This window comes from Bradyrhizobium iriomotense (assembly GCF_030160715.1).
Lineage (GTDB): Bacteria > Pseudomonadota > Alphaproteobacteria > Rhizobiales > Xanthobacteraceae > Bradyrhizobium > Bradyrhizobium iriomotense.
The window spans coordinates 1-12,445 of the sequence record NZ_BSOW01000042.1; the positions used below are offsets into that span (position 1 = coordinate 1).

7 protein-coding genes and 2 pseudogenes are annotated in these 12,445 nt (G+C 56.5%); 2 read left to right on the forward strand and 7 right to left on the reverse strand.

What is annotated here, in order from left to right; translation table 11 throughout:
* The 7 genes and pseudogenes from QQL28_RS39055 to QQL28_RS39085 form a co-directional block, all read right to left on the reverse strand.
* Positions 1-490 (reverse strand): annotated as a pseudogene (locus tag QQL28_RS39055) (anthranilate synthase component I); the annotation flags it as partial.
* Between the two features lie 689 nt (positions 491-1,179).
* Positions 1,180-1,561: pseudogene (locus QQL28_RS39060) on the reverse strand (IS6 family transposase); the annotation flags it as partial.
* A 183-nt stretch (positions 1,562-1,744) separates the two neighbouring features.
* Positions 1,745-2,332, reverse strand: a complete 588-nt coding sequence (locus QQL28_RS39065; protein WP_284274244.1) for a hypothetical protein — start codon at positions 2,330-2,332, stop codon at positions 1,745-1,747.
* Positions 2,333-3,323: 991 nt separating this feature from the next.
* Positions 3,324-3,548 carry a hypothetical protein gene (locus QQL28_RS46380; protein ID WP_431309718.1) on the reverse strand — a complete coding sequence of 75 codons (225 nt, stop codon included), beginning with the start codon at positions 3,546-3,548 and terminating at the stop codon, positions 3,324-3,326.
* 142 nt (positions 3,549-3,690) lie between these two features.
* Positions 3,691-4,245 carry a GNAT family N-acetyltransferase gene (locus tag QQL28_RS39075; RefSeq protein ID WP_284274245.1) on the reverse strand — a complete coding sequence of 185 codons (555 nt, stop codon included), beginning with the start codon at positions 4,243-4,245 and terminating at the stop codon, positions 3,691-3,693.
* Positions 4,246-4,276: 31 nt separating this feature from the next.
* Positions 4,277-5,467, reverse strand: coding sequence for a hypothetical protein (locus tag QQL28_RS39080; protein ID WP_284274246.1), 1,191 nt, complete (start codon positions 5,465-5,467; stop codon positions 4,277-4,279).
* Positions 5,468-5,476: 9 nt separating this feature from the next.
* Complete coding sequence (locus QQL28_RS39085; protein ID WP_284274247.1) at positions 5,477-6,961, reverse strand: coproporphyrinogen-III oxidase family protein; 1,485 nt, start codon at positions 6,959-6,961, stop codon at positions 5,477-5,479.
* A gap of 1,019 nt (positions 6,962-7,980) precedes the next feature.
* Here QQL28_RS39085 and QQL28_RS39090 point away from each other — a divergent pair.
* Positions 7,981-8,547, forward strand: coding sequence for a peroxiredoxin (locus QQL28_RS39090; protein ID WP_284274332.1), 567 nt, complete (start codon positions 7,981-7,983; stop codon positions 8,545-8,547).
* A gap of 3,196 nt (positions 8,548-11,743) precedes the next feature.
* Positions 11,744-12,433 carry a response regulator gene (locus QQL28_RS39095; RefSeq protein ID WP_284274248.1) on the forward strand — a complete coding sequence of 230 codons (690 nt, stop codon included), beginning with the start codon at positions 11,744-11,746 and terminating at the stop codon, positions 12,431-12,433.
* Positions 12,434-12,445: the final 12 nt, after the last annotated feature.

Genomic DNA, 12,445 nt, shown 5'->3' on the forward strand with positions numbered 1-12,445 from the left:
AGGCCCCGAACAGGCCGAGCAGCCCGTCGTCATTGGCGGAAAAGGCGGCGACGAGATCGCGCACCAGCGACATCACGCTGGCGCGCCGGGTGCGCTGGTCCTCCTCGACCGGCGCATCGCCGCGGATGATGTGCCCGGCTAGACGCGAGGCCGTCTTCTCGGAGATCACCACGCAAGGCTCGCGCAGCACGTCGGCGAGGAAGGCGATCAGCACCTGCCCGCGCTGGTTCAGCGCTTCGAGCTTGAAATTAATGCCTGATGTTTCGAGCTTGAGCGGCGGATCGGAGAAGCCGAGGTCAAAGCTCTCGTAGCGGCCGGGCACGGTGGTGCCCGACGACAGCACCACGCCGCGGCGGCGGTCCAAGAGCTCCGTCAGCTCATCCAGCCGGTCCGCCGGGCCGCAGTAATGCTGCGCGCTGCGTGCAATGAACAACCCGCGATGGGTGCTAAATTCACTGCGCTCCGGCACGGAGAAGACTGTTCTGTTCATGAGATCCTCCACCAAAACTTGTTCAGGAAACGCCGCACGAGAGGTGAACGGGCCGCCGCACCTGGTACGCGCCTCTGTCTGTGATGCGGCCGCCTTCTCGCGCTCCATCCAGAGCGTGCATCTGGATCTTCGTTTTCGGTTGTGCAGCCCCCACGAGATGCGCCATCCAAGTTGCGATCGAGCGTCGCAATCTGCCGGGTCGCCCTCGCCGCAAGGTTATCGATTGGGAGGGGACAGCTAAATTCTGTGAACAACGCGAGTAACTGTTAAGGTAGATCTGGATGCTGATGATCCTACAAACTGACGTTGCGTCACCTTCAAGCTATTAATCAGTCGTAATGATGTTCCACGAACGCGGGGGTCCTGATGCCAAGGTTGTGGAGGGCTCCTCGAGCTCGACGTAGTTCTCCATCACGCCGTCGTACTTCTCCGCAACCGCAATCAGTTCGGTAATGGCCGCATGGGCCGGCCTGACCGCTCGTGTTCTTTCTTGGTGATCTCAACGGTAGGCGCGGACGCAAGATTCATTTTGCATATGACATACTGCATCGGCGAAAACTCACTGCGGACTGGCTCGAAGGGCGACCCGCCGCCACCAAGGAAAGTTTCTGGCCCCATCCACCCCGACCGAGCCCCTTTCTGTAACACCCTGCCTCAGTCTTCAAATCTCGGGCTTAAAGCGAGCAACCGCTGCCAGACCTACGATCGCAGGTGTCTCCGTTCGGACTTGGGGGTGAAAAGTCTCGCCACCTGATGGTGAATTGAAAGAAACCGCTGAGCTTGAAGAGATTACTTCATGATCCGCCGGCGTCTGGCCCGTTGTTGGAGCTTTATACTGCCGATGCTTGACGTGAAAGCCCACTTTCGCCCTCGCCGCGCGGTACGAACAGAGCTTGTTCGTGATCATCATGCGCGGCGGCGTGCCGGCGGATTTCAAGAGCTGCTTCATCAGCCGCTGCGCCGCTAGCGGGAGCGCGGCGGCGGATCCGATGGGAGAACGCCTTGCCGAATTGTCTTCCCCGCTAGCGCACAGTTTTCATAGCTCATGCCAATGCCTCGCGCCGCCAGCATCACCTGACCATGCCCTTGCGTTCGGGCCGCCTCGTCGAGGCGAGGCTTGATTCTAGAAGGCCGTAATTCCCTTGTTTTGTGGGGCGTGCGTCCGCACACACCTGTCGGGTCAACGAACGTCGCGCAACCGCTTAGAGCAGGACAGGGCATTAAAGTGACCGCCAGAGTTAGCTCGCACTGGAGTTAATCGGACAGTGAAGATATGTAAATCTGATGCAATACGGTTGGTGTTCTAGCGTCATCGAATAGCACGGTGATGCCGGTGCTGCGAAGCCTGACTTGGACAACCGTGCCAGCCTTGTGAGCGAGATCGGGATACTGCAGAGCCCCAAGCCCGCTCATCTTAAAGCGAGTCCCTGCAAGCATGGCAGTCTTGCGACAGTTCCGGGAAGCTTCAATCCGGGAGTATGTTTGGCTAACGTGGTCCGATGTAAGCTCGAATCCTTGCCCTCTCGCCTTTGGAAATTCTGCCAACCGATCATCATGGGGTAGTGTAAGGTGAGAGCTGATATTGAAGTGAGGATACTTTCCTTTGATCCTCGGGTGAATTTCGGCCGCAACTTCAACGTCTGAGGATGAGATGTATCTGCCACCCCATTTTTCAATGATGTGTTTGATCGGGTGGGTTCTCTTTAGCGGTCCCTTCGTCTTGGTTTGCGCATCAAGCCATTCGTAGGCGATCCTGATGCAGTCGTCATGTTCGTGCACATTGACCTGTCGCTGATAGCGGACGTGCTTTTTGGCTTCGGTGATCTGTTGGGCGGTGAGCATGCTGTCGACGATCCCTCTAGCCGGTTCGATGAAGCAGATATGAAGCAGAGTAAGGTTCGATCCACGCCCCTGGTCATTTTTGACTATGCTTTTCCGATGGTCACGGCCGAAAGATTAGCACCGATCCGCAATTGGAGTACTACCAAAGCCGGCAGGTCTTCGTAAATCACGACGCGTCTGAAGCGCTCCCGATAACCGCGCGAAGTGACCGGCTTCGTATCAATCGGCCCTTTGATAACGGGTTGTTGTCAACTCTCTTCTTGAAGCCATTCGAGAAGGCGATAGCGCTCGGCCCGTCGGAGCGCGTCGCGGGATGGCGCGGACGGGGCGAGCGCGGCTGGTAGAGGTCAGCTCGTACCAGTAGGCCAATTAGCTGTCGCCTAGCTCAATGCGATCAGTTGCCTGACGCTCGGGTGATGGTCCTTTCTGAGATCACAAGCGCCTCGCGGCGCGAGACGGCGGATCGCCTGCCAGTTTTGATTTGCCGGCGATCCGCCGCCAGATCGGGTGCCACAGTTCGACGCGACGCCGCCGCAGAGGCGTGCTGGTGCGCGGCAACAGCGTGAGTTACTGTGGCGCGCTTTCTTGCGTTTGGGATCTTGGTTTAACGATTCCGTGATTACCTGGCGGACGCTTATTCAGCACGACGCGGCCGCGAGAACCTATTTGAGCATGTTCAAAGTCGAAGTAGTCCCGCCTGAAGCTGTGCAATACCCTTGCCACCCAACCATCCCGGTAGGTGCCCTGCCTGGTCTTTTCGGGGATGATCCGACGCGGATAAGGTCCAGCAAGGGCGAATGTTTGGGAGTGCGGTCGACGTCTTTGCGTTAGGAGTGTCTCGGCAGGATTGTCAGCGACCTACCTTGGGGGCGTCGACGGCGAGAACGGAGTGCTCGGCTCGCTTGGCGAGGGTTGAGCAGACTATTTGAGGTGACGCACAAGCTCGGCCCGGTGATCTCGCGGCTGGTCGCGACAAGCCAAGGCGAAAATCTCATAAGAGCGCCATGCAGCGGCGGCTTTCGAAGCGGATGGCCATCACGACAAATTCGGATATCTTGCGCCATTTTAGACCCGGGCCGGAGATTGCGTCACTACCAAAGTGGGGCTGGATGTTCGCTCTCGGCGTAGTGTATCTGATCACTGGCGTCGTGGCGCTCAGTAGCGTTGCGCTCGCGACCGTGGCGAGTGTGCTATTAGTTGGGGTGATGATGATCATCGCCGGCGCTGCGATCGCGCACTTTCGCTCCTTGCTTCGCCTTCGTCTATCGCGGCTTTCTCTGTCTTGGTGAGACACGCGCGACAAAAGGAGCACCTCACGTCGTTTTAGCCTGCCATGAAGCTGCCCCAGGCGCACGAGCTCACTTGGCCAAGTGGAGAGCTCCAGCCTCGTCTGCCAGCCGCTTCTCGTAGAAGATCACTGCATATCCGTGCAGCGTCCCTTCCCTGCAGCGAACATAGTCCGCGGTCTCATAAAGCCTTTGCGCACCTAGTTGGATGCTTGTCGTATCCAGCACTATCCACTTGACCCCCCTGGCGACCGCCCTCGATTCCAATTCACGAAGGAGTCTCCTTCCAAACCCTCGTCGTCGAAAGGCCGGATCGACGCGCATGCGCTTCAGCTGTGCGACATCAGCATCGACAGGCTTCAATCCTCCCATAGCGACGAGTCGCGAACCAATATGGGCAAGTAAGAAGTCACCGCCGGGCTTTATGTATACTTCGGAGATATTGCGCAAGTCATCTTCCCACGCCCCTTCCGGGCCGCGCACGCCACCAGCCTCCGATGCGGCTCTATGCAGATGCCATACATCATCGGCATCTCCTAGCTCGAACCGACGAAAGATCATCTCGTCTTGAGAAATCGACATCGGCTGCCGACTGGCCTTGGCGGCCTCCGCCTCTCCCGTCATCATCTTTTCTCCTACGCAAGGAGCCGCCTCGGGCTTACCGAGGCGCCGTCGGCAACAGTCTCTGCAAAAGGACAGCGTCGATACTTTCCGATGCCTCAACTCCGACAACCGGTCGACCGGGCTCAACCGTATACTTCAAAGCAGTACTATGGTGCATCAGGGTAAATCGATCCAGCGCACGAACACAGGAGGCCCGCAGCATCCTGATTTCACTGTTGCCGTGCTCTATGACGGGCGAAATGGTTGAAAATCGAGGAAAGTCCGCTTTTCCTTCTAGCCAATCCGGCTTGAGCCATGCGTCTTCTTTGTTCGGCGACAACCAGCGGAACACCTCATGAATGTACGCTTGCGGGTAGTACTCGGACAGCCGATATAGATCCGAAAAATATTGCGGTTTCTGGAGGAAAAGCTCTTCGCCGATCAGCAGCACTGAGGCAGCCACAATACGGCCAGAGAATCTGCCGCTCGGGCCAAGCCTATCCTTGTAAGGATTCTTTCCGTAAAACACGCGGAACTGACCAAATAGATCCGGCGACATATGTTCATGAAAGCGTGTCAGAACATGATTCGCGGTCTCAAGGTGCTTCATGCACAGCGCAAGACGTTGACGCGCGTCAGCGTCAGCAACATCTCGCAACTCGAGTAGAGCATCGATCGCTAACTGCAATTCGCCTTCGATGAGTTGATGGCCTAAGCAAAAATCTCGTTCCTCGACCCCGGCCGCTCCAAGGCAGTATACACGCGGATCAGTCTGCACCGGATTCGTAAGTATCATATCCTCATAGGAGAGGACCTCAATGCCAGGCTGCCGCTGGCGGGATAAGCGGGCAAGACGACTTAAGCCCTCCCCTACCGTCAATTCGGCATCCCCGGGATGGAGGCCCGCAAACGCGGACATGTGATAAGCACAATTGGTGAGATATTGGATGTCTGTCTTGGCAACCTCGAACTCGGCGTGCGGCAGCCCCCGTAACAGCGCTTCATAGTCCGTGTCCGCCACAATCGCCCTGATACTGCGACCGAGGGCTCTAACCGCTTCATCCCGCCGCTCGCTGCATTTGATCTGCGCGATCTCGTGTGGCAGCTCATCGACGACAAAGTCGCTGAATCGCCCAAGCGGTCGTTTTCGTTGGCGACGATCAATGCGATCGGTCACACGAGAAAATATGTCCTGCGCGCAGTTGCGCGGCGATTCTTGGGCAGAAGGCGAAATACTGGCGGCCATAGCGAGCACTCACCGGCCCTGGCCGAAAATAGCTTGCATTTCCGCAGTCGCCCCGTATCGGGCGGCCGGTGAGTAGTCGTGCTTCTCGATGAGATCAGTTCGTTTATCTAAGATCCTGCTATCGGTCCGCGCGACCCGCTCAAGCACCTCGTTGGAGAAAAATTGCAGCGATACCGCTCCGGAATTGATAATGCCAGCGGTGGTTAACGTCAGCACGCCTTCGCTTGAAATACTGACGAGTCCCGCCTCAGTCAGTTTTTTGATCTCGCGACGAAAGTATTGTTGCATGGACACTCCAAATTCCCTCTCGAAGCGGGCGAGCGTCACTCCACTACTTCGCAACGCGAGCATCACCGTTCTGCGCATCAGATCGTCTTGCGTCAGGACGACACCCTTCCACACTGGCTTCGCGCCAGACTCAACCCTGTGTAAGTAGCGATCTAAATCTGCCTCGTTGTAGAATTGGCACTGACTCATGTAGCCAAACCCGCCAACCCCAAACGGGATCAGATTATTGTCGTTCCAGGAATCGTATTTGCGGCGCTGCTGAACAGAGTGCGGCTGCGACTTCTTGGTCCAATAGAAGATTGGCCCATGGCGATAGCCAAGTCTCGTGAGGATGTGCTCAGCCATGAAATGCATGATGATGCGCTCCTTCGCCCCAGCGAATTGGTATCGTCCTCTGCTCAAATGGCGAGCTACGGGGTCCGTGGATTTGAACAACAATGGGAAGATATTGAACTTCTCCACTCCCATATCCAAAAGACCGATGAGCGAATCATACCAACTTCGAAGCGTTTGCTGCGGCAAACCGTAGATAAGGTCCAGCGACAGATTTTGAACGTCCATCCTATTCAGCAATTCAACCAGCTGTCTCACCTCGTCCACACCGTGCCCGCGGTTCAATATTCGCAAAATATTCTGATCAAGACTTTGAACCCCCAGCACGAAGCGGTTTACGCCGTTTTTGAGTAGGGTGGTTATGCGATCTGCTGCGTCCACCTGCTTTCCAAGAGAGGGATGCAATTCGAAACTCACTTCGGACTTCGATAGATCAAAGCGCTGCTTGATCATGTCAAATAGCGTTTCGAGTTGTGGATTGGTCAAGATTGAGGGGGTGCCACCTCCAAAGAACGCCGTCTCAATAGACCTGCCGGCAAGCGCAGCGTCCGACCAACTCATCTCTTTGTCTAGAGCCGCCAGGTAACGCTCCACACGTCCGGAACGCGGATTGATTTCCTTGGCGAAGTGACAGAATGTGCAATACTGATTGCAGAAGGGTATGTGAAAGTAGAGATCAATCGACGACGTAATCTCACCCAGCAATTTTTCGGCCTTCAGCTCGCCCATCGCTTTGAGAGGTGGATATGTGCCGACAAGATAATCGTTGTAGGTGTCAAGGTGCAGTTTTCGCGACCTCAGCATGTCGAGGTTAATGTCGTACGAGCGGTCGATCGCGAACTCCAGGGCCTCGGAGTAGCTAGGCGCGAGCATTCTTTGGACTCCTTTTGCTTCCGTGTGAAGGCAGGGCGCGACGACACATAAATGTCAGAGAGGCGACTTTCTGTTTGGGGTCGATGAGAATCTGCGCAATTCGAGCAGCGCGGATTCTCGGCCCCGCTCCACGCTGATCACATCCTGCGTTGCCATCTTCTCGGCGGGCATCTAGGTGACGGTCATACTTCGGCACGACTAACGACAGCAGCACCCCCATGCCGCAGCGCCTCCCAGACGGATCACGCTCACGGGGCAGCATCCATCGCATTGATTTGCGACCAATCGAGCACACGCATTTCAAAACCTGGACACCGAGACCACCACATGTTGCGAAACTTCCTATTCGTATCCAGCAATTGGCGTGCCATCAAAGACGGCCCGCGTGTCTTGCTAGAAGATGAGCAAATACTATCTGCCTACGCTCTGCAGCACCGGGGCCGACTTGCGTGTAAGCGTTCGGTTCTGGACACAAGCGTCTAGAACCGAACATGGCTGAACACGACGACACGAAAAGTGTTGACCGATGATGGTCTCTCCCAACCCGGACTTGGGCGTCTGCTCGAGAATGTTCTGCAACGGCGGAGCTTACGACCCTGAGCACTCTCCTTTTGTAGGCGATTTTCTCCGCTCCGCTCTATGGCAGGAAGCTGAAGTTACGTTTCATCCGGCGTTGGCTAGTGGAGAACCGCCAGCGCCACCCATTGACACTTGTCCTAGCGCTGTGTGTGCGCTGCGCAAGATCACCTCCTGCCGCGATACCGCGATCGCGCTCGGGAATGCGGCGTCGACAAAAGACGATTTGCAGAAACTTGGTAGAATAGCTGCGCTTGATGAACGTGACTCATTTCTTGCACGTCTTGTCAGTCTCCAGCCTCGGCAAGGCAATGAAAGGGCGGGCAGATTCAGCCAATAACGGTCCTGGGTACACGCTCAGCAGTCTTGAGAACGAATGGCATATGGCTTGCTTCGCTGATGCCCGAATCGTGCCCTTCCCGGATAAAGTATGTGAGAACAGAATGCTTGGAATTGGAAGTAAGTTACCGTCGTTCGAAATTACCGGCGTCAAACCCGGCTTTCACGCGCAGGAAGAGAACGGTCAGAGCGCGTTTGAGACGCTGACTGAAAGGAGCTTTCCTGGGCAATGGAAGATCATCTTCTTTTACCCTAAGGATTTCACCTTCGTCTGTCCGACAGAAATCGCCGAGTTTGGCCGCTTGTCCAAGGATTTCACCGAGCGTGATGCGGTCGTGCTGGGCGGCTCGACCGACAACGAGTTCTGCAAGCTAGCCTGGCGGCGCGAGCACAAGGACCTGCATCATCTGCCCATATGGCAGTTCGCGGACACCAAGGGCGCGCTGGTTGATGGACTTGGCGTTCGGGCGCCCGAGGGGGTCGCCAACCGCTATACTTTCATCGTCGCCCCCGACAACAGCATACAGCATGTCTATGCTACCACCCCGAATGTTGGCCGCAGCCCAAAGGACACCCTGCGTGTGCTGGATGCGCTGCAGACCGACGAGCTCTGTCCGTGCAATCGCGAGATTGGCGGGGAAACGCTGAAGGCCGGCTGCGTCATACCATGAACTGAGGAGGTGAATGTCCAGCGGGCGCTTCGCATCAGCCGCCCACATGTCGATGGGCCTATGTTTCGGCTTTCCAAGACTTCAGTCCCACTCGCAAATCAGGCGTCGCACCATTCGAATTGTAGGGCTATTGACAAACAATTTGAATGAAAGTCAGCTTGCGCTTCGCATTATACCAATAATCGCAACGAGATATCGGTGCTTGCGAGGGCCCTATCCGGCGTTAACATCTCCATGTCGACGACCCGCATCGATGCGCGCCGATTTTCATAAATGTACCGTACGTGCCAAAGTGGCCCGATGTCGGGTGTGAACCTGAAATCACCGGATTCCAGCGCTCTCGCGATCATACGGACAGCGTCACTGTTGTTGATTGGCAACGAGAATGCCGCATCAATCAGTGCCGCCAACCTTACGCCGTCTGCCAGTAGTGCACGCGCAGTGTCGTCGCCATGAACGCGCCGCAACATGGAGACGATTGCCGCTACAGCAGCTGGATCTTTCAAAGGCACTCTTGAGTAAGCCTTGTTGAGCTTTAGCCATAAAGACGAAGACCATACGCGCCGCAACTGTGCAGTCGTGTCCGACGGCCAGGGCCAACCAATTTGGGTAGTGGCCGCTTCGCCGTTAGCGTTTCCAGCCCGCTACTGGGTAGGGCACACAGTTTCTGGAGCTTAGCCATCGCGCAGGTCAAACATGCTTGGTGTTGAAGGGACCTGTCGTTCGAATCCGACAGTCCGCGTCAATTTGCCAGCCAGATTACAGGGCGGCCGCTTCGGACCAAACTGCGCGCCCGACACTCGCAGACCAGATTTACCACAGGCATTCGCCGATCTAACCTACAAAGTAACGCGTTAGCTCCAAGGCGGGGCACAGCCAAAGGAGCGAGCTGATGCTGACGAACTCGCTCCGTGGCACCACACTACCAGTCTGTCGGCAAGACCAAGCCGAAAGGAAGTCTCTCAAGACATTTTGTTCCTGCTCAGCGATGAGCGCAGTTACGCGACCGGCTCTGAACATCCTTCCTTATGGCGATTCATCGACCGGCACACCCCGCGTCTATGCGCCGCGCTGGAGACATGTTTTCGTGACGTCAACTGACGTGCAAGCCGCTCGGATGGAACATGCCATGTATTGCCGGTACGAGAAACTAAGAAGTCTTTACCCGCCCTCTCAAGCCCAATGTTGTCGAGAAGAAGATCACTTGGTTAGTCGGCGGGTCTGGCGACGCTTAAACGAGGTCACTGGTTGCCTGGCAGCGCACGGACGGCGTTCTCCGGATTTACCGATGCGGAAGCATCGAATAGAGCAGCCGAGATTGACGTCTTGTGCCGGCCAGGTACTCATTGATCGGGTAAAAAATAGAAGCATTTGCCTGAAGTGCTCGCGTCGCCCGGAAAGCGCCGCATCCGATTCGGCGCGACCTGTTCCAAGAGAACGCTGCTCGCGAGCCAAAATAGCGGTTACATCTGTGTTCAGCTGTACATCAGCCGGCTCGACCATCGAGGCTCACCCTCTAACGCAGCGCTAGATTCCGGCTTGTGATTAGATAATTCGTGCCCAACTGCTTGGGCTTGGCAAAATGTCAATACCGCGCGCGAACTGACACAGGCTGCCGACGTAAGCCCACCGCTCGTTACCGAACACGAGGTCACTAATTGTGTCGCGCAGCGCGGATGGTGGTCACCGGATTTGCGGCTGCAAACGCATCGATCCAGCATGTCAAGATTGACGCCGTTCGAGAGCTTGCTGACCGTGGCTGAAGCGGTTCCACATCACGACCGTCGTCTGTCTTCCATCGAGACGAGAGGGGACTGTGATGCCTAGCGGCGTGGGACGGCCCTCCGACTCGCACAAGATGCTCTTCGAAATAGTGGCTCTCTTGCCGTATCCTGCACCGTCGCTCCAAGACCAGCTCGTTTGATCTATTCTAGGCAATGAGCGCTCAAAGGGGCTTGAATCGTACATTGCGTCAGATTGTAGGATTCCGAACAAGCGTCGTACGTTTCCAGAAAGGTCGCGCCCTCTCCGGTCGCATCAAAACTTCAAGCCAGACAGAATGTCTCAAAATCCCAAGCTCACCTACCTTCATCCCGTCACGCTCCTCGACAACTCCGCTCCACCCCCCGTTGCTAGTGGGGTCTATGCACCCCTGACGGTGTGTCAGCTTCGACCCACTTGCGGCTGGAGCAGGCGTAGTGGTTCGACGCCAGGGCCCGTTCTCTTCGCGTCGGCGCTCCCTGATGGGCAAGCAGCACAATCAAAGCTCGATATCCAATCTTTTCGCGGCCGTTCGTCAGAATTGGCGCAATGCGGGCGACTAAACCGCCTAAGGCGCATGCTTCACAACGCCGATGCGGGATGTCCCCGCAAGTGGTTCGGCTCGCCCGGCGGGTGCACCGTCGCCATCCCATCGGACGGGCCTGCCGGCGTTCGGCGCCTACCGAGCGGCTTGTGCTTCGCAGCCAGAGTCATTGGGTAGCAGCGCGATAAGGACCGAGCAAATTTGCGCCCCGCAGACGTGACGACAGATCGTCTACGCGGCTATCGAGACTTTTGGCAGGATCTAGCCACTCGCGGTCTCGGCTCGAGGCCGAATGGGTAAGTCCGCTGGCTCAGCACGGAACATCTATCAGACGCGTGAGGTTGGCAAATTGGGCGGGCGGCGATGCACATCACCTACATCATCGCTCGTCAACCATCACACTTGCGGCAGTAAAGCTGCGCTCGGTCATCAGGGGCATCAACCGCATGAGGAGATTTAGATCAAGCTTTCGCAAAACGCATTATCACCGATCCGCGATGTGAATGCATTTCATCCAAACAATCGATTTCACCGATTCACGTGTTCTCGCAATCATATTGACCTCACGATGTCGGGAACCGCTCAGGTCGTCGCAGCGAAAAACGAGGGTGCTGCCACGCCTGTCGATGCATTTGATTGATTGCCGCCTATGCCCCCGTGGCAAGACCAGATTGGACGTCACCAAGATGCATGTGAGCCGCACCGGGAGATCGAAAATGCGAATCGAACTGACAATGGATCGGATCAGGTGTTCGATTGGCCGGCACTGCTCTTCTTCGTCTATTCCGGCTGCCACGGTTTACGTGCAAGCCGGACTTTTCAATTTCGCTCGGGTCACGTTCGGGATGACGTGCTCAGTGGTTTTGGCATGACTTGAGAAGAGGCGATGAAATGCGAACGCTACTGGTCGATCATGAGACGGATCAAGCGCGCGTTGTACACCAAGCGCTCTCGGATTGTGGTTTTGCCGTTGACTTGGCGTGCACGCTCGACGAGGCAGCCGCCGCCTTTGGTTGTGCCCGCTATGACATTCTCATACTCGAGTTGATTCTACCGGATGGAGACGGCTTGGAGTGGCTGAAGCAGTTGAGGCGCGACGGGTATTCGATGCCCGCGGTGATGATGAGCCGCTTTAACGAGCTCGGTAGGCGGATCGCGATTTTCAACGGCGGTGCGGACGACTTCTTGCCCAAGCCGGTGTCTCCTGATGAACTCATCGCCCGGATGCGCGCCACTCTGCGCCGAGCAACGCAAATGACGTCGCCCGTCGTTACCTTTGGAAACTTAAGATTCGATCCGATCGGTCGGCAAGCATCCGTCAATGGTCGGCCGCTGAAGATTGCGCGCCGCGAAGTGTGCATTCTTGAACATTTGCTTAGCCGCGCAGGGCGCACCGTGGCGCGCGCGGCGTTGGAGGATGGCCTCTATGCATTTGACAACGAAGTCTCGACCAACGCGCTTGAGGTCGGAATCTATCGTTTACGCGGTCATTTGAGCCAGTCCGGTGCAACGTTACGGATCAAGACCGCGCGCGGGATCGGCTACGTCCTTGAATTGAAATCCGCGGCGTCGGCCGCGTAGTCAATCGAACTT

What these genes read in the sequence shown, in the direction of transcription:
- QQL28_RS39065 (WP_284274244.1), bottom strand. Translation starts at nt 2,332, where the DNA reads ATGCTCACCGCCCAACAGATCACCGAAGCCAAAAAGCACGTCCGCTAT.
- QQL28_RS46380 (WP_431309718.1), bottom strand. Translation starts at nt 3,548, where the DNA reads ATGATCATCATCACCCCAACTAATAGCACACTCGCCACGGTCGCGAGC.
- QQL28_RS39075 (WP_284274245.1), bottom strand. Translation starts at nt 4,245, where the DNA reads ATGATGACGGGAGAGGCGGAGGCCGCCAAGGCCAGTCGGCAGCCGATG.
- QQL28_RS39080 (WP_284274246.1), bottom strand. Translation starts at nt 5,467, where the DNA reads ATGGCCGCCAGTATTTCGCCTTCTGCCCAAGAATCGCCGCGCAACTGC.
- QQL28_RS39085 (WP_284274247.1), bottom strand. Translation starts at nt 6,961, where the DNA reads ATGCTCGCGCCTAGCTACTCCGAGGCCCTGGAGTTCGCGATCGACCGC.
- QQL28_RS39090 (WP_284274332.1), top strand. Translation starts at nt 7,981, where the DNA reads ATGCTTGGAATTGGAAGTAAGTTACCGTCGTTCGAAATTACCGGCGTC.
- QQL28_RS39095 (WP_284274248.1), top strand. Translation starts at nt 11,744, where the DNA reads ATGCGAACGCTACTGGTCGATCATGAGACGGATCAAGCGCGCGTTGTA.